Source organism: Serratia odorifera (assembly GCF_041448735.1).
Classification (GTDB): Bacteria; Pseudomonadota; Gammaproteobacteria; order Enterobacterales; family Enterobacteriaceae; genus Serratia_F; species Serratia_F odorifera.
Genome location: NZ_JBGMUT010000002.1, coordinates 753,945 through 780,043, shown reverse-complemented (window position 1 = coordinate 780,043; position 26,099 = coordinate 753,945). Strand labels below are relative to the sequence as shown.

Below are 26,099 nucleotides of genomic sequence, written 5' to 3'. Positions count from 1 at the left end.
CGTGAGGTGTCTGAGTGGCTGAAGGAGCACGCCTGGAAAGTGTGTATACGCGAAAGTGTATCGAGGGTTCGAACCCCTCTCTCACCGCCATATTCCAAGAGAAAGCCTGAACTTATGTTCAGGCTTTTTTGCTATATGCCCTACCGCACAGAGAGGGGTGAGAACCCTCGACTGGGTTCGACAAAACGCATTGCGTTTTGGACAGCCGCAGGCTGCCCGTAGGGTGAGCGCAGCGAATCAACCCCTCTCTCACCGCCATATTCCAAGAGAAAGCCTGAACTTATGTTCAGGCTTTTTTGCTATATGCCCCACCGCACAGAGAGGGGTGAGAACCCTCGACTGGGTTCGACAAAACGCATTGCGTTTTGGACAGCCGCAGGCTGCCCGTAGGGTGAGCGCAGCGAATCCCCCCCTCTCTCACCGCCATATTTCAAGAGAAAGCCTGGACTCACGTTCAGGCTTTTTTGCTTTATAGTCCGGCGTTAATGCCACGACGCCCAGACAGTCGCCACGGCTTTTTAGCGCTTAACCGCAACCACATCCTCATAACCGGCAAAAATCCACCTTCTGCCTGCAGTCAATCCTGTCCATACCGCAACAGTACTGTTCTGGTGAATAAAAACGCCCCGACAAAACCACACGCTGCGCCTTTGCAGCTTACCATTGACCCATATCTAGGAAACGCTGCAGCGGAAGGCGTATGCTGTGTTACAGCTTTTCGAGACGGACCTCATCTGGCCCGCCATTCCTTTCTTTTCTCAAAGTTGGTTTGCACCTTAGATGAAAACGCACGAAATTAACGGCATTCGGCCGTTCAGCGCACTGATTGACGCCTGTTGGCGAGAACCTTATAGCTTGCAACGCCTGCTGAAAGACGCCATTGCCGGCGTCACCGTCGGCATTATCGCCATCCCGCTGGCGATGGCGCTGGCCATTGCCAGCGGCGTACCACCGCAATACGGCCTGTATACCTCTGCCATCGCCGGGATCGTCATCGCCATCAGCGGTGGTTCGCGTTACAGCGTCTCCGGCCCCACCGCCGCCTTCGTGGTCATTCTGTACCCGGTTTCGCAACAATTTGGTTTGTCTGGCCTGCTGATCGCTACGCTGCTGTCCGGGATTTTTCTGGTCATGATGGGCTTGGCACGTTTTGGCCGCTTGATTGAATATATTCCGCTGTCGGTCACGCTCGGTTTTACCTCCGGCATCGCCATCACCATCGCGACGCTACAAATCAACGATTTCTTCGGTCTGCATATCGCCGATATGCCAGCGCATTACCTCGGTAAAATTTATGCTTTGCTACAGGCAATGCCAACGCTGAATATCGGCGACACGCTGATTGGCGCACTCACGCTGCTCACGCTGATTTACTGGCCGAAGCTTGGCCTGCGCGTTCCTGGCCATCTGCCGGCGCTGCTGGTCGGCACCGCGGTGATGGCATTGCTGAATGCGTTTGATCATCCGGTCGCCACCATCGGCTCACGCTTTGGCTATCTGCTGGCGGACGGTAGCCAAGGCCATGGCATACCGCCGATTCTGCCGCAGTGGGTATTGCCATGGCAGCTACCGGCAATCGACGGCAAACGGATGGTATTAAATTGGCAGACGCTGACCGCCCTGCTGCCGGCGGCGTTTTCCATGGCCATGCTGGGGGCCATTGAGTCCCTGCTTTGCGCTGTGGTACTGGATGGCATGACGGGCAAAAAGCACAATGCCAATAGCGAACTGATCGGCCAGGGAGCGGGTAATATCATCGCCCCCTTCTTTGGCGGCATCACCGCTACCGCCGCCATTGCGCGCTCGGCGGCTAACGTGCGGGCCGGTGCCACATCGCCGGTTTCCGCCATCATCCACGCCCTGCTGGTGCTATTGGCATTACTGGTGCTGGCGCCCTGGCTGTCCTATCTGCCGCTGGCGGCGATGGCATCGCTGTTATTGCTGGTGGCCTGGAATATGAGCGAAGCACATAAGGTGGTGTATCTGCTGCGCCGTGCGCCCAAAGACGACGTGGTGGTCATGCTACTGTGCATGTCGCTGACGGTACTGTTTGACATGGTAATCGCCATTACCGTCGGCATCGTATTGGCATCGCTGCTGTTTATGCGCCGTATCGCACGCATGACCAGACTGACTGAACTGAGCCGCGATAACGGGCGTCTGGTACTGCGGGTCAATGGACCGCTGTTTTTCGCCGCCGCCGAGCGCATCTTTAGCGACTTATTGACCGACAGCGAACCTTATCAGGACATCGTGCTGCAATGGGATGCCGTACCGGTGCTGGATGCCGGCGGCTTAAACGCCCTGCAACGTTTCATCGATGCCTTGCCGCAGGGAAAACGACTGATCGTCAGCGATATTCCCTTCCAACCGTTAAAAACGCTGGCCCGAGCGCGCGTGCAACCGATCGCCGGCCGGCTGCTGTTCTATTCGACACTGCCTGAAGCTCTGGCAGCGCTGGATGCGCAATAAAAAAAGCCCGACATGATGTCGGGCTAGCTTTGACCTGCCGGTGGGCTGGCAGGCTCAGTTGCTGGTATCCAGCTCCGGGAAGCTCTTGACCAGATCGTCAATCGCTTTCATTTGCACCAGGAACGGCTCCAGCTTATCCAGCGGCAACGCCGACGGGCCGTCGCATTTGGCGCTGTTTGGCTCCGGGTGCGCTTCGATAAACAGACCGGCCAGACCAACCGCCATGCCGGCACGCGCCAACTCGGCGACCTGTGCGCGACGGCCGCCGGAAGCAGCACCGAACGGATCGCGGGTTTGCAGGGCATGCGTGACGTCGAAAATCACCGGATGACCGCCGGTAACATTTTTCATCACGTTGATGCCCAGCATGTCGACCACCAGATTGTCATAGCCAAAGTTGCTGCCGCGATCGCACAAAATAACCTGATCGTTGCCGCCTTCCTTGAACTTATCGACAATGTTACCCATCTGGCCCGGGCTGACGAACTGCGGCTTCTTGACGTTGATCACCGCGCCGGTTTTGGCCATCGCTTCGACCAGATCGGTCTGACGCGCCAGGAAGGCTGGCAACTGAATGACATCAACCACTTCAGAAACCGGCTGCGCCTGAGCTGATTCATGCACATCGGTGATGATTTTTACGCCGAAGGTTTTTTTGATCTCTTCGAAAATGCGCATCCCTTCTTCCAAACCCGGCCCGCGGTACGAATGAATTGAAGAGCGATTGGCTTTATCAAAAGAAGCTTTGAAAACGTAGGGAATGCCCAGTTTTTGCGTCACGGTGACGTAGTGTTCGCAAATGCTCATCGCCAAATCGCGTGATTCCAGCACGTTCATGCCGCCGAACAGCACAAACGGCAGATCGTTCGCTACCTTGATGTCGCCAATGCTAACCACTTTCTGTTTCATGCTTACGCCTTTGTTAGTGATAAATCGAAGAAATTAATGCAGCGTAACCTGCTTCGGTTCAATCGCGTGGATCTGTACCTTGATCACTTCGCTGACCGGATCTTCAGGACACTGCTCGACAAAATAGTTCAGATCGGAAATGGCAATATGATTACATTCCAACTGTGCATAAATCAGCCCGCGATCGCGGATCTCGTACGGATCGTCGGGATCAAAGCACAGTACGGTCTCGCTGGCCCGCAGCGCCAGTTCCATCTGATTTTCCTCCATCAGCGAAGCCTTCAGCGTATCGAGCATTTTGCGTACCACCATGACATTTTCCGACTCTTCCAGATCGTCATCTTCCAATTCTGCGCCCAGGCCGAGATTGCCTTTGATCCACACTTCCAGCGTGTGTTCGTTCAACGTTTCACCATTGAGCGGATTAATCAGCCACATCTCTTCATCCATCCAGTCGGCCCGCAGAATCAACTGGGTCGGGAAAATCACCGGCATCAGCGGCAAATTCAACTGATGGGCGATATGCAAGAAAATGGTGCCAAGAGACACTGGCGTACCCTGACGGCCTTCCAGCACTTTATCCAGCCAGATAGCGTCGGACAGTCGGTAAATGCCGCTGGCGCCGCCGAATCCCCAGGTTTTATAGAACAGCTCAATCAGCGCCTCCAATTGCTGTTCCTGGCTGATATCACTCGGCACCGCCGCACGCGCTTCTTCGGTCAGTTGCTGCAACTGACGCGCCACGTCGGCGGCGGGATAATCACGGCGTACCGCCTGTGATACCAGCATCACGCCTTCGCTCAATGGCGAGGTGTTAAATTCAAACTCGGCAATACTACTCATAAATATCCCATCAAAAACGGTATTTTCGTCGTGGCAAGTTTAATTATCAGGTAGAGACAACCGAGCGCCAGAACAAATGCCAACGTGCGCAGGTTCCGGCTGCGGGTTTTCTTGCCCAATGCGACGTAGCCCAGCAGGATATAGATAATAACGCCAAACAGCTTCTCGGTCAGCCAAGAGTCCATACCCAGCAGTGGATAAAACTTGAACATCACCACCAGGGCAATCCCACTGAGAAACAGCACCGTATCATTAATGTGCGGCGCGATCTTCACCCAACGCCTGTGCTTCATCGGCGAATGGCGCCAATGCCAGAAAAAACGCAGGATGAACAACGTAATACTGATAGCGACCGTCAGTTGATGCAAATGCTTTAATGCGGCGTAGGCTGCCATACCGGTTCCCTTGTCCTGTCTGTGTCGTTATTTTTATGTCAAAGATATTGGCCGAGCGTCACGCGTAGATTGCCGCCATAATCGCGGCAACTCTCTATCGCGCTGAAGCCGGCCGCCGCCAGCATGGCGCGCACGCTTTCAGCCTGTTGCCAGCCGTGTTCCAGCAATAACCAGCCTTGCGGTTGCAAATAGCGCGGCGCCTGCTGCACGATGGCGCGTAAATCCGCCAGCCCATGCTCCTGCGCCACCAGCGCACTGCCGGGTTCAAAACGTACATCGCCCTGCGATAAATGCACATCGTCGCCGTCAATGTACGGCGGGTTGCTGGCGATCAGATCAAAACGACGACCAGCAACCGGCGTAAACCAGTCGCCCTGATGAAATTGCACATTGCCAATTGCCAGCTTTTGCGCATTATGCTGCGCCAGGGCGACCGCTTGCGGCTGTAAATCCACGCCGGTCACCATACAATCCGCGCGCTCGCTGGCCAACGCCAAGGCAATCGCCCCGGTGCCGGTACCCAAATCGAGGATCTCGCAGCGGTGTGCCGGCAGACGCGCCAACGCCTGTTCCACCAGGCATTCGGTGTCAGGACGCGGGATCAGCGTAGCGGGAGATACCGACAGCGGCAATGACCAGAACTCGCGTTCGCCAATCAGATAGGCCACCGGCTCGCCGCGTTCACGGCGCACCAGCAGTTGTTCCAGTTGTGCGCTTTCCTGCGTCGTCAGCAGGGTTTCGCCAAACGCCAGCAAAAAGGTTCTGGCACGGCCGGTGACAAACCCCAGCAGGATTTCCGCATCCCGCTTGGCGCTGTCACTGTGCGTCAAGCGCGCGGTCGCGGCCGCCAGCCAGCTGCAATAATCCATTACTCTTGCTCGGCAGACAGCGCGGCCAGCTGATCGGCCTGGTATTCCTGCACTATCGGCTGGATCAGCATATCCAGTTTACCTTCCATCACTTCGTCCAGACGGTACAGCGTCAGGTTGATGCGGTGATCGGTCACGCGCCCCTGTGGGAAGTTATAGGTACGGTTACGGTCAGAACGATCGCCGCTGCCCAACAGATTGCGACGGGTGGAGGCTTCCGCCTGCTGACGCTTGGCCATTTCTGCAGCGCGAATGCGCGCGCCAAGCACCGACATCGCCTTGGCCTTGTTTTTGTGCTGCGAACGTTCGTCCTGGCATTCCACCACGATGCCGGTCGGCAAGTGGGTAATACGAATCGCCGAGTCGGTGGTGTTGACGTGCTGGCCACCGGCGCCTGAGGAACGGAAGGTGTCGATCTTCAAATCCCCTGCATTAATCTCGGGGAGTTCGGCCTCCGGCACTTCCGGCATCACCGCCACGGTACAGGCTGAGGTGTGAATACGTCCTTGCGATTCGGTCTCCGGCACCCGCTGTACGCGATGCCCGCCGGATTCGAATTTGAGCTGGCCATACACCCCGTCGCCGGAAACCTTGGCGATCACTTCCTTGTAGCCGCCGTGCTCGCCTTCATTGGCGCTCATGACTTCTACCCGCCAGCGTCGCGCTTCGGCGTAGCGGCTGTACATACGGAACAGATCGCCGGCAAAAATCGCAGCCTCATCGCCGCCGGTGCCGGCACGCACTTCAAGGAAGCAGCTACGCTCGTCGTCCGGGTCTTTCGGCAACAGCAGCAACTGTAACTGCTGCTCCAGCGTTTCGGTGGTTTCTCTGGCCTGCTTTAGCTCTTCCTGCGCCATTTCGCGCATTTCCGGGTCGTCCAGCATCATCTCGGCGGTGGCAACATCATCTTGCACCTGGCGCCATTCCAGGAAACAACGGCTAACGTCGGTCAGCTGCGCATATTCGCGCGACAACGCGCGGAACCGATCCTGATCGGCAATAACGCCGGCATCGCCGAGCAGCGCCTGAACTTCTTCATGGCGCTCTTGTAACGCTTCCAGTTTGGCAACAATAGAAGGCTTCATGCGTGGTTATAAACCCTGTTAATAAGAGAAAACTAGTGCTGATCCAGCCCGAGGCTGTCGCGTAATATTTGCAACCGCTCCACGTCGCCGTCGCCGGCTGCCTGCTGGAGGGATTTGGTAGGGGCATGAATAAGGCGGTTGGTCAATTTGTGGGCCAGGTCGTGAATAACCTGCTCCACGTTGGCGCCCTGGGCTATGGCCGCCAAGGCTTTGGCTTCCATATCGGCACGGATTTGATCGGCCTGCGAACGGTAGTCGCGAATGGTTTCCACCGCCCCCTGCGAACGCAGCCAGGCCATAAAGTTGGTGCTTTCCTGCTGAACGATGGTTTCAGCCTGTACCGCTGCCGCCTTACGCTGCGCCAGATTGTGCTGGATAATCGCCTGCAGGTCGTCAACGCTGTACAGATAGGCGTTGGCCAACTTGCCGACTTCCGGTTCGATATCGCGCGGAACGGCGATATCCACCAGCAGCATAGGCTGATTGCGGCGCGCTTTCAGCGCCCGCTCCACCATCCCTTTACCGATGATCGGCAAGGGGCTGGCGGTAGAACTGATAATGATATCGGCATCTGCCAGACGCGCGTCGATCTCCGGCAGGGTGATCACCTCGGCACCGACTTCCTCCGCCAACAGCTGCGCGCGCTCGCGGGTGCGGTTGGCGATGATCATGTGTTTGACATTGTGTTCGCGCAGATGGCGTGCCACCAGCTCGATGGTTTCACCGGCGCCCACCAGCAGAACGTTCAGATCCGCCAGCGACTCAAAGATCTGGCGTGCCAGCGTACAGGCGGCGAAGGCCACCGAAACCGCGCTGGCGCCGATGTCGGTTTCGGTACGCACGCGTTTGGCGACGGAGAAGGATTTTTGGAACAGACGCTCAAGCTCGCCCGACAACGATTGGCCGCGTTGCGATTCGGCAAAGGCTTTCTTCACCTGGCCAAGGATCTGCGGTTCACCCAGCACCAGCGAATCCAGACCGCTGGCCACACGCATCAGATGGCTGACGGCGTCGTTGTCATGGTGCCAGTACAGGCTTTTGCTGACGTCTTCCGGGCGCAGCTTGTGGTATTCGCACAGCCAGGCGACCAGCTGTTCGTGAATATGTTCCTGTTGTTCAACGCTGAGATACAGCTCGGTGCGGTTACAGGTGGACAACACGACACCGCCCTGCACCAGCGGTTGCTGGAGCAAGCTGTTCAGCGCCTGATCGATTGACTCAGGGGAAAAAGTGACTTTTTCCCGCAAGGAAACCGGAGCGGTTTTGTGATTGATACCTAACGCCAGCAGGGTCATTGCTTCGAGTAATACTTATATTGGTACGGGTTCTCGTTGAACGGCATTCTACTTGATGCGCGGGATCAATAAAAGTAACAACCGCATCTTCCGTCCAATCGCTGTTATAGACGTTATAAATTGAGCAAAAAGTTCAATAAATGGCTAATATCATGATTAGACGACAAAAATACCGCAATAGCTCAACAATCACGCCGCCCATCTCTAACAGTCTAGTGGGTTTATCCGCCAATTGGGCACCGCGTGGCGATTATTGCGCATTTGCCTGGGGAAAGCGCCCGCGGTCTGGCCGCGTCTCCCGCATCGTCGGCCAACCGAACACCTACCCTCGCCTATTGACGCTACGCCATTCGCCCGCTAGCGTGGTGGCAGAATGGGTTGCATCACGTTAGCCCGCAAGGACAAAAGGACAAAAGTTATGCCAATCCGCAAAGTCAGTCTGCTCCGTCTGATTCCCCTGGCCAGCCTGGTATTGGCGGCCTGTACCACCACCCGACCTACCGGCCCGGCGACCAGTCCTACCTCGCCGCAGTGGCGCGCCCATGAACAGGCGGTCCAGCAGTTGAGTCAGTATCAGACCCGTGGCGCCTTTGCCTATATTTCCGATCGCAAGAAAGTCTACGCCCGCTTCTTCTGGCAACAGTATTCACCCGAACGTTACCGTCTGCTGCTGACCAATCCGCTGGGCAGTACCGAACTGGAACTGAACGTGCAGCAAAATGTGGTGCAACTGACGGATAACCAGGGTAAACGCTACGTCAGCGATAACGCCGAAGAGATGATCCGCAAATTGACCGGCATGTCGATCCCGCTGGATAACCTGCGTCAATGGATGCTTGGCCTGCCGGGTGAAGCCAGCGATTTTACGCTTGATGACCAGTATCGCCTGAGCAAGCTCAGCTATCAGCAAGGCGGCCAGAGTTGGAACGTCGACTATCAGGATTACAATAGCGACCTGAAACCTCAGTTGCCAAGCCGTCTGGAACTGCAACAGGGTGAGCAGCGCATCAAGTTGAAAATGGATAACTGGACGCTCAAATGATTCACCCGTGGCCCTCCCCGGCAAAACTCAACCTGTTTTTATATATCACCGGCCGTCGCCCCGACGGCTATCATCAATTACAGACGCTGTTCCAGTTTCTCGATTACGGCGACAGCCTGACCATCGTGCCGCGTCAGGATCAGCAGATCCGCTTGCTAACGCCGGTCGACGGCGTGCCGGATGAACAGAATCTGATCGTGCGTGCAGCACGTCTGCTGCAAGATTATTGCACCGAACAGGCGATTGACAGCGCACCGCGCGGCGCAGACATCAGCATCGATAAGGTATTGCCGATGGGGGGTGGGCTCGGCGGCGGCTCCTCCAACGCCGCCACGGTGCTGGTGGCGCTCAACAGCCTGTGGCAATGCGGCCTCAGCGATGAGCGTCTGGCGACGCTGGGTCTGACCCTGGGGGCCGATGTGCCGGTGTTCGTGCGGGGTCACGCCGCCTTCGCCGAGGGCATCGGCGAACGTTTGCAGCCGGCTGAACCGCAGGAAAAATGGTATCTGGTGGCGCATCCGGGGGTCAGTATTGCTACGCCGCTGATTTTTGGCGATGCCGAATTAAAAAGAGATACCCCGGTTCGCCCACTGGACGTACTATTACGGGCGCCGTACGCAAATGATTGCGAACCGATCGCAAGAAAACGTTTTCGCGAGGTTGAACAGCTTCTTTCATGGCTGTTACAATACGCGCCGTCACGCCTGACTGGCACCGGAGCTTGTGTGTTTGCCGAATTCGACACAGAGATCGCCGCCCGTCAGGTGTTAAGTCAAGCCCCGGAGTGGTTGCGTGGTTTTGTAGCGCGTGGCGTTAACGTCTCTCCACTACATCGTCGCCGTTCCGGGCAGTTTGAGTCGTAGCTCAACGTTTTGCTGTGCAGGGTCAGCCACACCTGACCCTGTCATCCCAGCGCTACCTACGCCTCATTGAGTTTTACACACCCGTATGTATATTGCGTCGGCGTCGCCAATTGCCCCTTGGCGAAGGCCGAATGACAATATCTTCTCTGGACGCAAGCCTGAGGTTCTTCTCGTGCCTGATATGAAGCTTTTTGCTGGTAACGCCACCCCGGAACTAGCACAACGTATTGCCAACCGTTTGTACACCAGCCTTGGTGACGCCGCTGTAGGTCGTTTTAGCGACGGCGAAGTGAGCGTGCAAATCAACGAAAATGTACGCGGTGGTGATATTTTCATCATCCAGTCCACCTGTGCTCCCACCAACGACAACCTGATGGAACTGGTTGTTATGGTCGATGCCCTGCGTCGCGCCTCCGCAGGTCGTATCACTGCCGTTATCCCCTATTTCGGTTACGCTCGTCAGGATCGCCGCGTGCGTTCTGCGCGTGTTCCGATCACTGCCAAAGTTGTTGCCGATTTCCTCTCCAGCGTAGGGGTTGACCGCGTATTGACAGTGGATCTGCATGCTGAACAGATTCAAGGCTTCTTTGATGTCCCGGTAGATAACGTGTTCGGTAGCCCGATCCTGCTGGAAGACATGTTGCAACAGAACCTGGTAAACCCAATCGTGGTTTCACCGGATATCGGTGGTGTAGTACGCGCCCGTGCTATCGCCAAACTGCTCAACGATACCGACATGGCTATCATCGACAAACGTCGCCCACGCGCCAACGTTTCTCAGGTGATGCATATTATTGGTGACGTCGCAGGCCGTGACTGTGTGCTGGTTGACGATATGATTGATACCGGTGGTACCTTGTGTAAAGCGGCTGAAGCGTTGAAAGAACGCGGTGCCAAGCGCGTATTTGCCTACGCGACGCACCCGATCTTCTCCGGTAATGCCGTGGACAACATCAAGAACTCGGTCATCGATGAAGTGATCGTCTGCGACACCATCCCGCTGTCGCCGGAAATCAAGGCACTGAAAAACGTCCGCACGCTTACGCTGTCCGGCATGTTGGCAGAAGCCATCCGCCGCATCAGCAACGAAGAATCAATTTCGGCCATGTTCGAACATTGATTCCTGGCTGGCACGCAACCCCCCGCGTGCCAGTATGGCGTTGACGCATAGCAGTAAAAGAAAAACCCGTTGAAGCGCAAGCGACAACGGGTTTTCTATTTAATGACGGACATGGCTCACAACCTGATTACACGGCATGATTCCCTTGCCGAACAAGCGCTTCCCTTTAGATTAATGTGAAGAACGGTGCTGATTACCGCGGCAGCGTTTATCAAAGTGCTTTACCCACCAGTAGCGATCCGCTACCTGTTCACGCCCGCCGACGCGTGCGCCAACCAGCCACAGCAGTGCGCCGACAAAGATGCTGAAGATTGCGCCGTGGGCAAAAAACTGCGGCAGATTCCAGCTCGATACTTCAGCCACAATGGAGTATCCAACCCCGCCGATCATCACTACCAGCCCCAGGCCCATCAGAACGTTGCTCATCAGCTGTGCATTTTTACGTTTCATATGTCACCTCCTCCATGCCAGAAAACCAAACGGGAGTAACAGATAAATTGTTAACCCTCTTTGATAAGTCAAGTATAGACACTACGCCAGCAAGGGTATTGAGTTGACGATCACAAATGAGCAATTAAGTCTGACAATTCTTTACTTTAAGGTAACTATTAGCGCTCAAATTGAATGATTACGCTAATGTATTATTCACTATTATAGGTAAATCAACCTGACGGGGCCGCTGGCAGCGCGCATTTTGTCATTCGGCGCGGCGGAAGGTAGACTAATGCCCTTTCCACTATTCTGAGCATAGCGAATCACTCCGTGAGCAGTATCAAATTGATTGTTGGCCTGGCGAACCCAGGCGCCGAGTACGCCCAAACGCGCCACAACGCCGGGGCGTGGTATGTAGACCTGCTGGCGCAGCGCCATAACCAGCCGTTGAAGGAAGAAAGCAAATTCTTTGGTTATACCGCGCGTCTGAATCTGGCTGGCCATGACGTCCGCCTGCTGGTACCCACCACCTTTATGAATCTCAGCGGCAAAGCGGTAGCGGCGATGGCGACCTTTTATCGTATCCAGGCCGATGAAATTCTGGTAGCGCATGACGAGCTGGATCTGCCGCCGGGCGTGGCCAAGCTGAAGCTGGGGGGCAGCAACGGCGGGCATAACGGCCTGAAAGACATTCAAAGCAAAATGGCCAACAACCCCAATTTTTACCGCCTGCGCATCGGCATTGGCCACCCGGGCGATCGTAATAAAGTGGTGGGCTTCGTGCTCGGTAAACCGCCTGCCAGCGAGCAGACGCTGATCGATGACGCCATTGACGAATCGCTGCGCTGTACCGAACTGTTGTTAAAAGAAGGCATGACCAAAGCCATGAACCGCCTGCACGCCTTCAAGGCCGGCAACTGATTGCTGCCCTTACCTGTCCGCCAGTCGGCAGGCCATGATATGGCGTGGCGAAGACTGCCCCATCACCGCCGCACGGCTGAAATTAAGTAACCGTTGCCCCGCCGACGCGGGGCATTGTTCAGGCCACTTAATCCGCAGCGACGCGGTAGGTCGGATCGTCCAGCTCGTGCACGCAGAACGGCCCGGCCTGGCGCAGCAGGCTGACGCAATCCTCGCTCAAATGGCGTAACCGCACCGTTTTGCCAGCGGCCAGATAGCGCGCCGTCAACTTGTCAATGGCTTCAACGCCGCTGGAATCCATAACCCGCGTCTGGGCAAAATCCAGTACGATCGATTGCGGGTCGCTGTTCGGCTGGAACAGTTCGCCGAAGGCTGCCGCCGAACCAAAGAACAGTGGCCCTTCCAGAGAGTAGATAACCGTGTCGGATTCCGTTTTTTTATCACGGATGGTGATACGAGCATGCTGCCAGGCAAACACCAGCGCCGATATGATCACACCGCTGATTACCGCCACCGCCAAATCGGCGAAAACGGTAATCAAGGTAACGGTCAGCAAGACAAAGGCGTCTTCTTTCGGCATACGCTTCAAACGACGCAATGAGCTCCATTCAAAGGTATTGTAACAAACCACCAACATGATACCCGCCAGCGCGGCGACCGGAATAACGCCAATATATGACGACAGGCTAACCACGAACAGAATCAGCAGCAACGCCCCCACCACGCCGGAAATGCGGCCACGGCCGCCTGAGGTGAAGTTGATGATCGACTGGCCAATCATCGCGCAGCCGGCGAAGCAGCCAAACAGACCGCAGATGGCGTTGCCCGCGCCCTGCGCCAGGCTTTCACGGTTGCCGTTGCCTTTTTTACCGCCCATTTCATCCAGCACCGTCATGGTCAGCAGCGATTCAATCAGGCCTACCAGGGCAATAATCAGCGCATACGGCAGCACCACTTTGAGCATCTCCAGGGTAAACGGCGCCATCGGCAGGCTGAAATGCGGCAGGCTGCCGGAGATGTCTGCCAGATCGCCTACGCGCAGCGTGTCGAGATTCAAGCCGACGGCCAGCGCCGATACCACCAGCAATGCCGCCAGCGATGCCGGAATGGCTCGGGTCAAACGCGGGAAAAACACCACCACCAGAATCGCCAGCAACACCAGCCCATACATCAATACCCCATGGCCGGCGATCATGTGCAACTGCGCCAGCATGATGACAATCGCCAGCCCGTTGACAAAACCGTGGATTGCCGGCAGCGGCACCAGCCGGATGAATTTGCCCAATCGGAACAGGCCGATCAGGATTTGAATAATCCCGGCGAATATCGTTGCCCAGAGTACATAGTCCATGCCGTGCTGAGCGGCAAGGCTCATCAATACCACTACAATCGATCCCGCCGCGCCGGAGACCATGCCCGGCTTGCCGCCGAACAGCGCGGTGGTCAAACCGATGATAAAGGCGGTATGCAGGCCGACAATCGGCGACAGGCCGCCCACCAGCGAAAAGCCGACCGCTTCCGGGATCATCGATACCGCCACAACAAAACCGGCCAGAACCTCATTCTTGACGTCCGCCAGCCTGAAATTGCTCAGGTTGAACATAAATTTTCCAGATAGTCTGATTTTGATAACTAACACGAATGCCCGATATGGGCAGCAGAAAACATCAACGCTGACGAGACGTCAGTGATGTAATAGGCAATTTAGTTGGCGGGAACACTCAGGGTGGACTAGGCAAGAAATACATCCGACACGTTTCCTGTTGGTTAACTATAACCACAAGTATGTTGAAATGTGAGCAGGATCTCAACACAAACCTTTGTCAGCCGCGTGCGCGTCGCGCAGTCAGCCCCCGACAACACGGCGGGATCGAGATAAATGTGCATTACGTGTATAATGGCGGCATTATTTTGCCCTTTATGCGGCCAGTTAAAGTTAACTGGCTGATAGTTAAGATATTTAAGGTGATAACAACATGGGATTCAAATGCGGTATCGTCGGTCTGCCAAACGTCGGCAAATCCACCCTGTTCAACGCGTTGACCAAAGCGGGCATCGAAGCAGCCAACTTCCCGTTCTGCACCATTGAACCGAACACCGGTGTGGTGCCGATGCCCGATCCGCGTCTGGATCAACTGGCCGAGATCGTGAAACCACAGCGCATCTTGCCGACCACCATGGAATTCGTTGATATCGCGGGCCTGGTAAAGGGTGCATCCAAAGGGGAAGGCCTGGGTAACCAGTTCCTGACCAACATCCGCGAAACCGAAGCCATTGGTCACGTGGTACGCTGCTTTGAAAACGACAACATCATTCACGTCAACAACAAGGTCGATCCTGCCGAAGATATTGATGTTATCAATACCGAGCTGGCGCTGTCGGATCTCGATACCTGTGAGCGCGCCATTCACCGCGTGCAGAAGAAAGCCAAAGGCGGTGACAAAGACGCCAAAGCCGAACTGGCTGCGCTGGAAAAATGCCTGCCGCATCTGGAAAACGCCGGTATGCTGCGCGCGCTGGATCTGAGCGACGAAGACAAGGCAGCCATCCGTTACCTGAGCTTCCTGACGCTGAAACCGACCATGTACATCGCCAACGTCAACGAAGACGGCTTTGAAAACAACCCGTACCTCGACACCGTGCGCGCAATCGCCGCGGGCGAAGGTTCGGTAGTGGTGGCAGTATGCGCCGCGGTTGAATCCGACATTGCCGAACTGGAAGACGAAGACCGCGACGAATTCATGGCCGAACTGGGTCTGGAAGAGCCAGGTCTGAACCGCGTGATCCGTGCCGGTTACCAGTTGCTGAATCTGCAAACCTACTTCACCGCTGGCGTGAAGGAAGTTCGTGCCTGGACTATCCCGGTTGGCGCAACCGCACCGCAGGCAGCCGGTAAAATCCATACCGATTTCGAAAAAGGCTTTATCCGTGCCCAGACCATCGCCTTTGACGACTTCATCACCTATAAAGGTGAGCAAGGCGCCAAGGAAGCCGGCAAGATGCGTTCAGAAGGCAAAGACTACGTGGTCAAAGACGGCGACGTGATGAACTTCCTGTTCAACGTCTAACGCAGCATGCCACAGCGCTAATGGCGCAACATTGGCGCACCACCATTATCAGCCCACGTTCCCGCGTGGGTTTTTTATTGCCCGCAGATCGCCCGTTGATGCCCGACCATCGCTCGGCGCGGGTCAACATAACGGCATTGATCGCCGATTGCAGCTGCACACTCGTGCCGCAATAACCTCGTCGCTTGCAGGCAACTAAAATTTTCACTCGCCGCATATCGCAACTGCCAACTCTCGCTACACTGTAAAAGGCGCGTGGTGCAAAAGCCGTCTCCCGATGCCGCTGAACCACGCGAATTATCACAACGCTCGTGGGTTGTGATGACAAAGTATCAATCGTTCCATACGGATGGTGCGGATAGCGATGAACAAATCACTTTCATGCCTGCTGTGTTATCTCCTGTTGTGTTATTCAAGCCTGTTGTGGAGCGCTGAACCACGCCAGACGCCCAGCGCGGCGGAGCAGGCGCGTACCCTGACGCTGCTCAACCAGCCGGTAGTGATGCTGCAGGCCAGGTTTGGCCTGACAACGCCGGAAGAACGGGTGCAACGCATCGTGCGCAACCTGCGCGCGCTCAACCAACAGGATCTGCAACAGCCGGTTGAGATCGTTACCATCACCCGCTACCAGCAGCAGGCAGTGGTATTTTCGGTCAATAAGAAACCGTTTATGCTATTGGCGCAAGGCGATCTGGATGAGGGTGACGATCTCAACCTGGCGCAGGCCAGCCAGTTGGTACTGCAACGGCTGGAAAACCTTCGCCACGCATTAATCGAACAGTATTCCCCGCACTATCTCCTGCTGTCCGCGCTGAAAAGCGTGGCGGGAGCCGCCGTGTTAGGGGCGGTGTGCTGGTTCGCCTACCGCTCTCTGGGGTATGTAAGACGGTATTACGCCGCCAGAAAACAACAAAACAAACCCGGTCTATTCCCACAGCTGCGCAGTTTCCTCGGCCAGTTTGAGGTACGACTCTACGCCTGGCTGATGGGTATCCTGTGCGTGCTGGGGTTTTATCTATGGATTAGCTGGGTATTGCGGCTGTTTCCCTATACGCGGATATGGGGGATGGAGTTGGGTGAATACACCCTGCAACTGTTCCAGCGCATTGGCCTGGTGATCCTGTCTGCCCTGCCCGGCCTATGCGTGGTGATCGCCATTTTTGTTATCACCGGTTTTATTGTCAAACTGATTAAAGTGGTATTGCTGCGGGTGGAACGCGGCACGCTGCATATTCCCGGCCTGCATCCACAAACCGTCGGCGTCACGCGGAAATTGATCAGCGTAGCGGTGTGGCTGTTTGCACTGTCCGCGGCCTATCCGTTTTTACCCGGCGCCAATTCGCTGGCCTTCAAAGGCATCAGCGTGTTTTTCGGCCTGATGTTGACACTCGGTTCAGCCGGCGTCATGAATCACGCCATGAGTGGCCTGGTACTGACCTATTCACGCGCGTTGCGTAAAGGCGACATTATTCGCGTTGCCGATAATGAAGGGGTGGTCAGCGAGGTCGGCATGCTGGCCACCAAGATCGTCACACGGGAAAACTACGAGGTCACCGTCCCCAATGCGGTGGTAGTCAGCGGCAGAATCATCAATCTCAGCACCCACGACGGTAACCCCGGCGTCAACATGACCACCAGCGTCACCATCGGTTACGATACGCCGTGGCGCCAGGTACATGCGATGCTGGAACTGGCCGCCAGTCGTACCCACGGACTGGATAACAGCCAGCCGCCGATCGTACGCCAGCTCAGCCTGATGGACTGGTATATTGCCTATGAGCTTCAGGTCAGACTGCAGGCCGGACAATCGCTGGCCGGAGTACGCAGCGAACTGCACGCGCATATTCAGGATGTGTTCAACGAGTTTGACGTACAGATTATGTCACCAAACTTTGTCAACCAGCCTGAACTGCCGGTACTGGTGAAAAAGGAACGCTGGTACAGCCCGCCGGCACAGCCCTGACGGGTCGGCATGCTCCTGCTATCGGGTTAGACTTGCCAACGGTCACGGCCGCCCTGTTTGGCGCGGTACAGCGCTGCATCGGCTTCTGCCAGCAGTTGCGCGTCGCTTTTATTCCCGCTCGAGGCGGCAAGCCCCATGCTGACGCTCACCACTTCGCCCACCTCTGACGCAGCGTGCGGCACGCCCTGACGGCGGATATTCTGCTGAATGCGCTCGGCCACCACCGTTGCACCGGCCAGCGACGCATCGAACAGCAACAGCAAGAACTCTTCACCGCCGTAACGCGCAACCACGTCCTCCGGTGAACGCACCGACGATTTCAAGATCGCGGCAATGTCACGCAAGCAGCGGTCACCTGCGGGGTGGCCGTAATGATCGTTGTAACGCTTGAAAAAGTCGACGTCGATCATGATCAGCGCAAAGGGGCGCTGGCGCTCGGCGGCAACGGCAAGATGGTGTTCCATTGCACGTCGATTGGCGGTTTCAGTCAACGCATCCTGATTGGCCATGGTTTCCAGACGGGAAATCAACAGTCGGTTATCCTGATATCGCTGCCAGTTTTCATTAAACCAATGCAGTAGAATGTAACGTCCGTACAGCAAAATGAACGCCAGCAACAGCCAGATAATCACAAAGCGCATATTCAGCCCGGCGTTGAGCTTTACGCTGGCCATCAGGCAGGTCAGCCAGATCGGCAGCAAAAACAGCAACAATCCCTTGGGGTAAAAATACAGCGCGCCAAGCGCCGTCAGCATTAAAATAATGGTCAATGGATAAGAAAACGGCAGTCGCCACACGGTGACGAAGTAAAAACAGCAAAAAGACCACAGACAGCTCAACGCAAACAGCAACAGCGCCAGCAACGTTTGCCAGGCGGGCGATAAGCGGGCTTCGGCGCGCATCAGGCTGCTCAGCATGCCCAGCGACATCACCACGATCGCCAGCATCAACGCATCGATCTCGTGCAGCATGTCGCTGCGCGTCGCCAGCGTTTGGTCAAAATGATCGAACAGCACATTACGAAACACGATAATCAGCGCAAAACTGATATTGACGAAGGCAAACCACGGTATGCTGCGCGCAAGCGCCTGGCTGACCATTTCTGCCCTGCTGCCCCAAACGGGCAGTGTTGAAGCGCTCGCTTTGCGTTGTTCGCGGGACATGGCTGACGGTTCCTTTTGCTACTGATAAGATATACAGCCGTATTATCAATCGGCTACGGCCATCGCAGCATGTACCAGAGGCGTAGTGGTTGCAAGCGTTCAACCGGGCAAACGTCGCCGCGACGGCAGCGATGTGTATGCCAGAGATGGCGTAAAATTTATAAATAAACAGTTTTATGCTGGCAGCGCGGCTGACTGTAAGGGTAAGTTTCCCGCAGTTTTACTTTACGGATACTTTCCTCATGTTCGCAGTCGTTAATACCCATCATGTCAAAAAAGTGCTGATTGCCACGCTGTTGCTGGCAGGATGCGCCAGCAACGCTAATCCGGTGGTCAGTGAAGTCAATGCCATCGCCTTTCCGGTGAACCTTGCGGCTAGCGGCAACAACGGCGACGCTGCCAGCTTGCAACCGCTGTACCGCGACAACAAACGCATCATTGACCAATTCAGCACTCAAATAAGAAAAACCTGTATCGACCCGATTAGCCAGGCGGAAGTATTGAATATACGCAGCCAGGCACGCCCGGCCTTCGACGCGCTGACCAAACTTGAACAGTTCGGCGAGTTGAACGAGATGTACCTTAAACAGCAGAATAAAGACGGTCTGATGCAAATCAATACGGCATTAAAACCGCTGATCCTCCCCCTTTCGTGATCTGCAAGGGTCCCCGGGCACCCAGCGTTGGGGCCGGGGGATCGTCGTGATGCATAATCCGAGCGCCTGCCTGTCGGTATGCGCCGGAATAAAATCCCGGTTTAGAACACCAGACTCACCGAGGTGTAAATGCCATCCGCCACGGTATTATTGCGGTGACCGTCTTTGCCTTTCATGTCGATATAACGATACCCAGCCTCTACCGCCATCAATGGGATCACCTGCCAACGCACGCCGGCATTGCCTTCGACATACTCCTCCACGCCGCTGGACAATGAATCCGGGGAATAGTAGGCATCGCCGAAGACGGTAACGTGCTCACCCAGCGGCAGTTGTGCACCGCCGCCCACCGCCAGCGCATAGCCTTCATCGCCATCGTCGGGGTTAAGGTACAATGCTTTACCACCCATGGTGAACAACACCGGCCCCAAGGGTAAATTCAGCCCCATTGCCAGCCCGGCGACGTCGCCGTCATCATCGCTGTGCGCCCAATTCGCACTGAAGGCCAGCCCGGGATCGCGAGTACCGAAATCAACGCCAACGTCAGTCCAGTTTTCACCGGCCCCGCCGTGTACGCCAACCGCCAAGGCCGACGCCGACATTAACATGCCCCCCAGTAAACACCCGGTTTTTATCCATTTCATAGTTATTCTCACCGTTGGCAAAATGCCTGTTACGAACGCAAAAAAAGCCCGACGGACAGCTCGGGCAATAATCAATAGTTTTATCTGACGTGTGGCTTAGGCCTGAGGTGCGTGCTGCCCGGCGATTTCAACCACTACCCGGCGGTCTGGCGCCAGGCAGTCGATGCGTTGGCTGCGCGCGCTGATACCATCACACTGGGTGCCCGTTACCGATTCGCTGGCACCACGCCCCTGAGCTTGCACATTGGCCGCCGGCATGCCCAAACCAATCAGTTCATCGGCCACCGCCTGAGCCCGACGGGACGACAGTTGCTGGTTATAGTCGGCGGACCCGATGCGATCGCTGTAGCCAATCACCATGGTGGTCTGGTTTTTGGCAGACTGGATTTCCGGACGGTTATAGAGATCTCGTACCGCGGCCTGCCCCTGCGGCGACAGTTCGGCGGAGTTATAACCGAACATCACGTCCGACTTCAGATTGAAACGCTGTGGTTCAGCCGGGCCGGCCACCGGCGCGGCGACAACCGCGGCGACCGGTGTCGCATGTTGACCGAAGCGATACACCACGCCCGCGGTCAGAGAACTGACGTCGGCGCTGACGCCAATCTGATTGACGTTGCCAACGTTGCTTACCCATTGATATTCGACGCGGCCTGCCCAGTTATCGTTAAAGGCATATTCCGTGCCCACCGCAGCCAACGGCCGAACGCCGGTTTCGAACGCGCTGTGGCCGGCATGCTCGGTTTCTGCCCGGTAGGCCATGGCCCCGGCACGACCATAAAGATCCCAGTTATCGGTCAGGCCGTAACTGGCTTTCATTGACAATTGCAGCCCCTGGCTGGCCAGTTTTGCGCCGGCAACGCCGTTATTGCCGTTGATCTGCATGTTACCGAGATAATCATAGCCACCTTCAACAGCCAACCATGAATTAATCTGGTAACCGGCAAATACGCCGCCGGTGGTGTTGTCTTTGTTAAAATCAAAGTCGGTGGCATGATCCAGATTATCGCTAAAGTCTTTATCCGCGCTGGCATCAAAATAATGTGACCAGCCAAGTTTCGCGCCACCGTACCAGGTGCCGGTATCCGCGGCGGCAAAAGCTGGAGTCACGGCGCAAGCATTTAATACAATGAGCGCGACAAGTGTTTTTTTCATAATATTTCCTGACTATAATTACGCTCGCCATCGATGAAATATTTACGGCGAGGTGGATTGTTAGCGGAAATAATAAAACACGCCCTGGAATGCCTCTATTATTTTATTGTTTAATTTTAAATTATCGGGAAAGAATAAACAGAAAATCACCTGAGCCCTGTGCAATAATGACCGCTCAACACCGGTCTGGCAACGTGTTCATATTCAACAGGTAGCCACCGCGCTTTATCTCGATGTGATGGTTGTTTTTCAGCTCTGTAATTACGTTCAATATACTGCTGCGCGAAAGCAACGTTCTGTCCTGCATATATTCTAATATCGAAATTCTCAAGCGCGTATCCAACGGCAACGTGATCAGTTCAAGCAGATGATCGCGAATGATCGAATAGGTACGCTGCTGCACCAGCAACGCATCGCGGTAAAACAGGTAGCTGGTGTAATAGGAAAGCAACACCGTGGCGTCCTGCCAGAGACCTTGCTCGGCAAATAATGCCTTGGCGTCATTGGCATTCAAGCGCAACAGGGTTGACGGCGTTTCCACCCGCAGAATGTGGCAGCGCAACGGCTGAATACTTTCCGCCAGGCCAAACAGCGTTTGTTCATAGGCCGTGGCGATCAGCAAACCGTCTGACGCCCGCAGTATCGACAGCTCACCACTCTTGAAGATGTAAAACTGTGACTCGCCCTTGTATTCCCAGTTCAGGCGCTTACGCGGCATCACGTTCATTGGCTTGGCCAGGGGTTCCAACGCGTCAAGCAAACGCTGGATCGACGCTTCGGGCCGAACAGGTTGCGTAATCATCACGGCTCCTCAGAAATATTGGGTTTAGTCTGCTTATCATGATTAAATTTATTGCTCACCGTTGTCCAGCGCTTTCGTTTGATCTTTAATCAGCTGGAATTTAATTTTAAACAATTTAACGCTGGCGCTGCGGGTTAATTGTATTTTGCTCTTGGTTATTACCGTCCTGGAGTTGGCGCTATGGCGGTCGGCAAAAATGCAGACCGAACGCCCCCCAAGAATGCCTGCAGGTAATTTCGGCGATAACCTGTGCGTACTGCCAGCCTCCTCAGGCCGTAACGCGGCGGATCTGGCGTGAAAAGTCTGCGTCAATCACCGCCTCAGGCGGGCGCACGATCAGGCTACGCTGCTTGAGTTGCTCAAACGGCAGCTCATTGTCCAACAGGCCAAGATCGTAGACGTAGCGATCGGCATAGCCGCTGACCAACACCCGCCAGTGGTAACGAATGGCCGGGGAAACGGCAGCGGCATGCCGCAGGATATTGCTGGTGCAATTGTTGGACAGCGTGTGATAAAACTCCGGCCGCTGGCTGAGTTGATCGATACGCCGCAGATACTCCAGCAACAGCTGACGCACGGTTGGCGCCGCGATCTGCACCGGGTAGAGATACACCTGTTCACGGCGCACGTCGGTTCTCACGCCGATCAGGTCGCGTTCATCGGCGACCACATATGTCAGCATGTAATAGTTGAAAAAGCCGCGCCAGGTGGAAAAATACTGGCCACGGCTACGGCGGGTTTCGATGGAGATCGCCAGATGGCGACCATCCTGAAAGCCAAAGCTCAAAAAAAGGTGGGCAATTGATTTTCCCGACCAATAGGATGCGATGACATCCACGGTGGCCGCCTGATTGAGATCGTATTCAGCGTCATACCAATCCGGCGAATAATCATCACGGGTGCGATAGGTGAAGTTACGCACGTTACGCAACGTCACCTTGCCCTGCTCCCCCCACTCCACCGTCGGCAATCTGGCATATTCCGTCAGCCAGTCGCGCGCGTTGCTTGGCTCTGCCGCCGGCCAGCGCCACAACGCCATTATTCCGCTCCCCCTTTACCGTCAGTCACCGGCTGCGCAGCAGTGGCATCGGGCTTCTCATCCCGCCATTGCTTGCGCAGCGAGAAGATTTTTCGCACCGCACGCTGCGCCGTGGTCAACCAGCCGGTAGGCCGCGGATCCGCCAGCATGCTGAGTGCGCGGGCATAATCCAGCGTCAGTCCTGGCGTCCAGGCCATGGTTTTTGCCCGCTTGCGGATCTGCACTGCTACCCAGAGTTCGGGGGTTGTCAGGATTTTGGTCAATGCGCGCCAATGCCTCTGCTGCCCCCAGATCTTGCCGACAACCCCTTCAAGTGCGGCCTCCAACCCGTTCGCCACGCTGCTAGAGCAGTTGCGGTGCGTCAGGTTATAGGTCTTGTCCTGGCGGTACACTTCCCAGAAGCGTTGCAGGCGGGCGGCGTCGTAATTGCGAATACGCACTCGCACCGTTGACGGACACCAGGCGCTGGACTCGGTCGGGTAATCCGGTTGGAACACCCCGGCGACGTTATTTTCCTCGGTGGCGCGCAACAGGCGGGTAAACTGCTCTGGAGAACGGTCAATGTCCTCGGCCGGGTACAGGCTGATATACACCCCTTCAGGCGCTTCCAGCGCGGCGTGTCCGGTGGAGATCACCCCGTCTTTATCTACTGCGGCAATATATCGGTCGATCACCGGGTGCGGGACCGTGGCGTTCTTTGACGAACCCACCGGCGTCCAGACGTGTACCGTCAGCGCCGGTTCATCATCGGCTGGCGGCCCATCCCAGGTGGTCAACTGCGGCCGGGTATTCGCACTGCTGGACTGTTCCGCCGCGTCATTGCCCTGTACCGCCGGGTTGATGTCCATGCGCCTGACGCGCATCGCCAACATCAGCATGTTCCAGCCGCCAAAAATCAGCCCCAGTCCGAGGCAATAGGGCACGGTGCCGACGTAATGCGTCGGATACGGCTGGTAGAAAAAGATTGCCAGCGCAATCTCTATCAAACCGCCCACTACCGCCAACTTCCAGTTTTTGTAACGCACCACCGTGGCGCTGATGGTCTGTAACAGGCCGTCGGCCAAAAACAGCGTGCCAAAGATCATCGACAGCACAAAATGGCCATGATGATGACCGGCCAGAATCAACACCGCCGCCAGCACAAAGGCTCCCCCCTTGACGTAGCGCAGCGTGCGCTGCCCGCCAATGCCGGTATGTGCCACCATCAGCGTGGCAATCCCCTCCAGCAGCAGCAGCCAGGCGAACGGGTTGAGCGGAAAATAGAGCGCATCGTCCAGCGCGTCGATGAAGATCACCATACCGGCCAGTATTCCCAGCCAGCCGATCACCATCAGACCGCGCCAGCGCGCACGTAGATAATCAACCCCCAACAGAATCATCACCAACTGAACCATCGCCCAGCATCCTCCACGTTAAAATGATCGTTAGCGCTGCGTTAAACGCCGCGACGCATATTTTTGAGGGCAAACAGCGTGAACACTGCACACATCAAGGCCGCCATCAACGGCAGGCCGTGGGTATTGAAGGCCATCGCTACGCCACCCAGCGTCGGACCAAGCAGCGCGCCCAGCCCCCAGGCCACCGACAGCAGCGAATAAATCCCCACCAGCTCGCCGCCGCTGAAACGTTCGCCAACCAGGGTAATCATCACGGTGTAAATCCCCACAAACACCCCGCCCCAGACGAACAGCAGCGTATAAGCCAGCCACGGATAGTTGAGCGACATCGGCCACAGCAACGCGCCCAGCGTTGACAACGCCGCCATTACCACGATCAACCGCTGGCGGTTGAAGCGGTCGGCCAACCAGCCAATCGGCAATTGCAGCAGGATGGCACCAATCATCAACACCGAAATCAGCGAGGTGGCGGATTGTTCATTCCAGCCCAAATTCATCGCATAAACAGAAAGCAGGTTCATGCCGGCCGACTCCAGGCCGGCATTCAATACCGTCGCCGCAACGGCAAGCGGCGCCAGGCGCAGATACATCATCGCCGGCTTGGACTGATGGGATTCTGCCGGTAAGGGTTTGATCGCCGAACAGGCCACCACGCTCGCCGCCAGCAGCGCAATCACCGCGCCAATAAAGAAGGCGATGGCACCATTGCTGCCCACGCTGGCCAAAATCAACGGCCCCAGCGCAAAACCACAGGATAGACTGGCGGTATAGGCGGCAAGCACCCGTGCACGTACCGCCTCTTCTGCCATAAAGTTCAGCCAGGTTTCGGTCACCACCAGCATGATTTCGCTCATTGCCCCCAGCAATAGCCGCAGCAAAAACCAGACGGCAATCGGCGTATAGGGAAACAGACACAGCACCAGCGCTGATATCAGCAACGCGCTCAGCATTAACGCCTTGGCGGAGTAGCGCCGACACAGCCGGGGCAGCAGTGGCGCGACAATAAACACCCCTACCGCATGCAGTGCCGCATTGATGCCGATAAAGGCTTCGCTGTAATTCATGTTCGCCAGTTTGATGGCGATCAGCGGCGCGCTCAGGCCATAGGTCAAACCAAAAATCATCGCCGCGAGCAGCACGCCGATTTTATTGCGAAGAAATGACACGGTGATTAACCCCTTGGCGTTTTTATGGTCGGAAACCCGCTGGCAGACGACGGATAACACGCGGGGTGAACGGCATTGGCCCCGCAGTAACGCACGGTGAGTCGCAGCAAATATCTTGCCCGGCGAAATCAGGTGAATTCAGCTAAAAATTAGCAGCTAATCCGTAATTTACCAGAAATCCGAGGCACGTTTTTGCGGGCACGCGTTCGGCAAGAACGCCGCCTGGCGAACCGTCGGCAAAATTGGCGCAATACATTACAACGGCTGCAGGGCTTGCTGGCGGGTTTATAGCGCTCGACAAATGCGGCCAACGACATTATATTCCCATATAAATAAAACAATGTTTCATTTTATCATTCAGCTCGAACACTACGAGGATTCAGCATGTTCACGTTCAAACAAGATACCCGGCTGGAGGATCTCGGCGGCGGCGTGTCACGGCGCATTCTGGCCCACGGCGGCACCATGATGGCGGTTGAGGTCAACTTCAGCGCCGGGGCGATCGGACCACTGCATAGCCACCCGCACGAACAGCTCACCTATGTGCTGTCCGGCCGTTTTGAATTCACCATCGGTGACCAAACCCATCAGGTAGCGGCAGGCGACACCCTGTATAAAAAACCCGACGTGGTACACGGTTGCGTCTGCCTGGAACCCGGTACCCTGCTGGATACTTTCACCCCACAGCGCGAAGACTTTCTGCCTTAGTTTGACCTCGGCGCCCTCCGCTATTTTCTCCGCGGCAGCAACGCCGCGGCTGATGCATTTGTTTTAACCTTCGTCACATTCCACAACAATTT

24 protein-coding genes and 1 other RNA gene are annotated in these 26,099 nt (G+C 56.0%); 10 read left to right on the top strand and 15 right to left on the bottom strand.

The features are described 5' to 3' along the window. Positions 1 to 136 precede the first annotated feature (136 nt). Positions 137 to 258, top strand: a non-coding RNA gene (locus tag ACCC84_RS09775) — RtT sRNA. A gap of 522 nt (positions 259 to 780) precedes the next feature. Beyond that, positions 781 to 2,472 (top strand): C4-dicarboxylic acid transporter DauA, encoded by a 1,692-nt coding sequence (dauA, locus tag ACCC84_RS09770; RefSeq protein ID WP_004962030.1) that lies wholly within the window; start codon positions 781 to 783, stop codon positions 2,470 to 2,472. 54 nt (positions 2,473 to 2,526) lie between these two features. Here the strand turns inward: dauA and kdsA are convergent, their stop codons facing one another. Genes kdsA through hemA form a run of 6 tightly spaced genes read right to left on the bottom strand, consistent with a single transcriptional unit; the run spans position 2,527 to position 7,868 of the window. Further along, positions 2,527 to 3,381 (bottom strand): 3-deoxy-8-phosphooctulonate synthase, encoded by an 855-nt coding sequence (gene kdsA / locus ACCC84_RS09765; protein WP_004962026.1) that lies wholly within the window; start codon positions 3,379 to 3,381, stop codon positions 2,527 to 2,529. Positions 3,382 to 3,414: 33 nt separating this feature from the next. Continuing rightward, positions 3,415 to 4,224, bottom strand: a complete 810-nt coding sequence (gene sirB1, locus ACCC84_RS09760) for an invasion regulator SirB1 (RefSeq protein WP_004962025.1) — start codon at positions 4,222 to 4,224, stop codon at positions 3,415 to 3,417. Next, a complete protein-coding gene (locus ACCC84_RS09755; protein WP_371901798.1) occupies positions 4,221 to 4,619 on the bottom strand; it encodes a SirB2 family protein in 399 nt (132 codons plus the stop codon). The genes sirB1 and ACCC84_RS09755 overlap by 4 nt, the downstream gene beginning before the upstream one ends. Before the next feature lie 38 nt (positions 4,620 to 4,657). After that, on the bottom strand, positions 4,658 to 5,488 hold the full coding sequence (gene prmC, locus ACCC84_RS09750) for a peptide chain release factor N(5)-glutamine methyltransferase (RefSeq protein WP_198772867.1): 831 nt from the start codon (positions 5,486 to 5,488) through the stop codon (positions 4,658 to 4,660). Next, positions 5,488 to 6,573 (bottom strand): peptide chain release factor 1, encoded by a 1,086-nt coding sequence (gene prfA / locus ACCC84_RS09745; protein ID WP_004962017.1) that lies wholly within the window; start codon positions 6,571 to 6,573, stop codon positions 5,488 to 5,490. Before prfA ends, prmC begins: the two co-directional genes overlap by 1 nt. Before the next feature lie 32 nt (positions 6,574 to 6,605). After that, positions 6,606 to 7,868: a glutamyl-tRNA reductase gene (gene hemA / locus ACCC84_RS09740; protein ID WP_004962014.1), complete on the bottom strand. Its 1,263-nt coding sequence runs from the start codon at positions 7,866 to 7,868 to the stop codon at positions 6,606 to 6,608. A gap of 418 nt (positions 7,869 to 8,286) precedes the next feature. Between hemA and lolB the strand changes: the two genes are divergently transcribed. The 3 genes from lolB to prs all read left to right on the top strand — a co-directional run bounded on the left by lolB (position 8,287) and on the right by prs (position 10,893). Next, positions 8,287 to 8,910: a lipoprotein insertase outer membrane protein LolB gene (lolB, locus tag ACCC84_RS09735; RefSeq protein WP_039992028.1), complete on the top strand. Its 624-nt coding sequence runs from the start codon at positions 8,287 to 8,289 to the stop codon at positions 8,908 to 8,910. Next, positions 8,907 to 9,773, top strand: a complete 867-nt coding sequence (ispE, locus tag ACCC84_RS09730; RefSeq protein WP_004962008.1) for a 4-(cytidine 5'-diphospho)-2-C-methyl-D-erythritol kinase — start codon at positions 8,907 to 8,909, stop codon at positions 9,771 to 9,773. Before lolB ends, ispE begins: the two co-directional genes overlap by 4 nt. A gap of 172 nt (positions 9,774 to 9,945) precedes the next feature. After that, a complete protein-coding gene (gene prs / locus ACCC84_RS09725) occupies positions 9,946 to 10,893 on the top strand; it encodes a ribose-phosphate diphosphokinase (RefSeq protein WP_039992027.1) in 948 nt (315 codons plus the stop codon). A 171-nt stretch (positions 10,894 to 11,064) separates the two neighbouring features. Here prs and ychH read toward each other — a convergent pair whose 3' ends face one another. Beyond that, complete coding sequence (gene ychH / locus ACCC84_RS09720) at positions 11,065 to 11,343, bottom strand: stress-induced protein YchH (protein WP_004962002.1); 279 nt, start codon at positions 11,341 to 11,343, stop codon at positions 11,065 to 11,067. Between the two features lie 312 nt (positions 11,344 to 11,655). Between ychH and pth the strand changes: the two genes are divergently transcribed. Then, positions 11,656 to 12,246 (top strand): aminoacyl-tRNA hydrolase, encoded by a 591-nt coding sequence (pth, locus tag ACCC84_RS09715; protein ID WP_004962000.1) that lies wholly within the window; start codon positions 11,656 to 11,658, stop codon positions 12,244 to 12,246. A gap of 127 nt (positions 12,247 to 12,373) precedes the next feature. On the opposite strand, the gene ACCC84_RS09710 is transcribed toward pth, so the two are convergent. Beyond that, positions 12,374 to 13,849, bottom strand: a complete 1,476-nt coding sequence (locus ACCC84_RS09710; RefSeq protein WP_273869863.1) for a SulP family inorganic anion transporter — start codon at positions 13,847 to 13,849, stop codon at positions 12,374 to 12,376. 373 nt (positions 13,850 to 14,222) lie between these two features. On the opposite strand from ACCC84_RS09710, the gene ychF reads away from it, so the two are divergent. Both ychF and ACCC84_RS09700 read left to right on the top strand, forming a co-directional pair. Next, a complete protein-coding gene (gene ychF, locus ACCC84_RS09705) occupies positions 14,223 to 15,314 on the top strand; it encodes a redox-regulated ATPase YchF (RefSeq protein WP_004961991.1) in 1,092 nt (363 codons plus the stop codon). Positions 15,315 to 15,678: 364 nt separating this feature from the next. After that, positions 15,679 to 17,277, top strand: coding sequence for a mechanosensitive ion channel family protein (locus ACCC84_RS09700; protein WP_371901797.1), 1,599 nt, complete (start codon positions 15,679 to 15,681; stop codon positions 17,275 to 17,277). A gap of 26 nt (positions 17,278 to 17,303) precedes the next feature. On the opposite strand, the gene ACCC84_RS09695 is transcribed toward ACCC84_RS09700, so the two are convergent. Further along, the gene (locus tag ACCC84_RS09695) at positions 17,304 to 18,440 is read right to left on the bottom strand and encodes a GGDEF domain-containing protein (RefSeq protein ID WP_004961984.1); all 1,137 of its coding nucleotides are present in this window, start codon (positions 18,438 to 18,440) and stop codon (positions 17,304 to 17,306) included. A 242-nt stretch (positions 18,441 to 18,682) separates the two neighbouring features. On the opposite strand from ACCC84_RS09695, the gene ACCC84_RS09690 reads away from it, so the two are divergent. Beyond that, complete coding sequence (locus ACCC84_RS09690; protein ID WP_039992026.1) at positions 18,683 to 19,096, top strand: KPN_03583 family lipoprotein; 414 nt, start codon at positions 18,683 to 18,685, stop codon at positions 19,094 to 19,096. A 101-nt stretch (positions 19,097 to 19,197) separates the two neighbouring features. Here ACCC84_RS09690 and ACCC84_RS09685 read toward each other — a convergent pair whose 3' ends face one another. From ACCC84_RS09685 to ACCC84_RS09660, 6 genes are all read right to left on the bottom strand, one after another. Continuing rightward, entirely contained in the window at positions 19,198 to 19,740 is a 543-nt protein-coding gene (locus ACCC84_RS09685; protein WP_004961977.1) for a YfaZ family outer membrane protein, read from the bottom strand. Between the two features lie 96 nt (positions 19,741 to 19,836). Beyond that, the gene (gene ompA, locus ACCC84_RS09680) at positions 19,837 to 20,895 is read right to left on the bottom strand and encodes a porin OmpA (protein WP_004961974.1); all 1,059 of its coding nucleotides are present in this window, start codon (positions 20,893 to 20,895) and stop codon (positions 19,837 to 19,839) included. A 175-nt stretch (positions 20,896 to 21,070) separates the two neighbouring features. Then, complete coding sequence (locus ACCC84_RS09675; protein ID WP_004961971.1) at positions 21,071 to 21,697, bottom strand: helix-turn-helix domain-containing protein; 627 nt, start codon at positions 21,695 to 21,697, stop codon at positions 21,071 to 21,073. A gap of 268 nt (positions 21,698 to 21,965) precedes the next feature. Beyond that, positions 21,966 to 22,736, bottom strand: coding sequence for an Lnb N-terminal periplasmic domain-containing protein (locus ACCC84_RS09670; RefSeq protein ID WP_004961966.1), 771 nt, complete (start codon positions 22,734 to 22,736; stop codon positions 21,966 to 21,968). Further along, positions 22,736 to 24,130, bottom strand: coding sequence for an HdeD family acid-resistance protein (locus ACCC84_RS09665; protein ID WP_004961963.1), 1,395 nt, complete (start codon positions 24,128 to 24,130; stop codon positions 22,736 to 22,738). Before ACCC84_RS09665 ends, ACCC84_RS09670 begins: the two co-directional genes overlap by 1 nt. A gap of 41 nt (positions 24,131 to 24,171) precedes the next feature. After that, the gene (locus ACCC84_RS09660) at positions 24,172 to 25,299 is read right to left on the bottom strand and encodes an MFS transporter (RefSeq protein WP_371901796.1); all 1,128 of its coding nucleotides are present in this window, start codon (positions 25,297 to 25,299) and stop codon (positions 24,172 to 24,174) included. A 384-nt stretch (positions 25,300 to 25,683) separates the two neighbouring features. On the opposite strand from ACCC84_RS09660, the gene ACCC84_RS09655 reads away from it, so the two are divergent. Then, positions 25,684 to 26,007 (top strand): cupin domain-containing protein, encoded by a 324-nt coding sequence (locus ACCC84_RS09655; RefSeq protein WP_004961957.1) that lies wholly within the window; start codon positions 25,684 to 25,686, stop codon positions 26,005 to 26,007. Positions 26,008 to 26,099: the final 92 nt, after the last annotated feature.

What these genes read in the sequence shown, in the direction of transcription:
- dauA (WP_004962030.1), top strand. Translation starts at nt 781, where the DNA reads ATGAAAACGCACGAAATTAACGGCATTCGGCCGTTCAGCGCACTGATT.
- kdsA (WP_004962026.1), bottom strand. Translation starts at nt 3,381, where the DNA reads ATGAAACAGAAAGTGGTTAGCATTGGCGACATCAAGGTAGCGAACGAT.
- sirB1 (WP_004962025.1), bottom strand. Translation starts at nt 4,224, where the DNA reads ATGAGTAGTATTGCCGAGTTTGAATTTAACACCTCGCCATTGAGCGAA.
- ACCC84_RS09755 (WP_371901798.1), bottom strand. Translation starts at nt 4,619, where the DNA reads ATGGCAGCCTACGCCGCATTAAAGCATTTGCATCAACTGACGGTCGCT.
- prmC (WP_198772867.1), bottom strand. Translation starts at nt 5,488, where the DNA reads ATGGATTATTGCAGCTGGCTGGCGGCCGCGACCGCGCGCTTGACGCAC.
- prfA (WP_004962017.1), bottom strand. Translation starts at nt 6,573, where the DNA reads ATGAAGCCTTCTATTGTTGCCAAACTGGAAGCGTTACAAGAGCGCCAT.
- hemA (WP_004962014.1), bottom strand. Translation starts at nt 7,868, where the DNA reads ATGACCCTGCTGGCGTTAGGTATCAATCACAAAACCGCTCCGGTTTCC.
- lolB (WP_039992028.1), top strand. Translation starts at nt 8,287, where the DNA reads ATGCCAATCCGCAAAGTCAGTCTGCTCCGTCTGATTCCCCTGGCCAGC.
- ispE (WP_004962008.1), top strand. Translation starts at nt 8,907, where the DNA reads ATGATTCACCCGTGGCCCTCCCCGGCAAAACTCAACCTGTTTTTATAT.
- ychH (WP_004962002.1), bottom strand. Translation starts at nt 11,343, where the DNA reads ATGAAACGTAAAAATGCACAGCTGATGAGCAACGTTCTGATGGGCCTG.
- ACCC84_RS09710 (WP_273869863.1), bottom strand. Translation starts at nt 13,849, where the DNA reads ATGTTCAACCTGAGCAATTTCAGGCTGGCGGACGTCAAGAATGAGGTT.
- ychF (WP_004961991.1), top strand. Translation starts at nt 14,223, where the DNA reads ATGGGATTCAAATGCGGTATCGTCGGTCTGCCAAACGTCGGCAAATCC.
- ACCC84_RS09700 (WP_371901797.1), top strand. Translation starts at nt 15,679, where the DNA reads ATGAACAAATCACTTTCATGCCTGCTGTGTTATCTCCTGTTGTGTTAT.
- ACCC84_RS09695 (WP_004961984.1), bottom strand. Translation starts at nt 18,440, where the DNA reads ATGTCCCGCGAACAACGCAAAGCGAGCGCTTCAACACTGCCCGTTTGG.
- ACCC84_RS09690 (WP_039992026.1), top strand. Translation starts at nt 18,683, where the DNA reads ATGTTCGCAGTCGTTAATACCCATCATGTCAAAAAAGTGCTGATTGCC.
- ACCC84_RS09685 (WP_004961977.1), bottom strand. Translation starts at nt 19,740, where the DNA reads ATGAAATGGATAAAAACCGGGTGTTTACTGGGGGGCATGTTAATGTCG.
- ompA (WP_004961974.1), bottom strand. Translation starts at nt 20,895, where the DNA reads ATGAAAAAAACACTTGTCGCGCTCATTGTATTAAATGCTTGCGCCGTG.
- ACCC84_RS09675 (WP_004961971.1), bottom strand. Translation starts at nt 21,697, where the DNA reads ATGATTACGCAACCTGTTCGGCCCGAAGCGTCGATCCAGCGTTTGCTT.
- ACCC84_RS09670 (WP_004961966.1), bottom strand. Translation starts at nt 22,736, where the DNA reads ATGGCGTTGTGGCGCTGGCCGGCGGCAGAGCCAAGCAACGCGCGCGAC.
- ACCC84_RS09665 (WP_004961963.1), bottom strand. Translation starts at nt 24,130, where the DNA reads ATGGTTCAGTTGGTGATGATTCTGTTGGGGGTTGATTATCTACGTGCG.
- ACCC84_RS09655 (WP_004961957.1), top strand. Translation starts at nt 25,684, where the DNA reads ATGTTCACGTTCAAACAAGATACCCGGCTGGAGGATCTCGGCGGCGGC.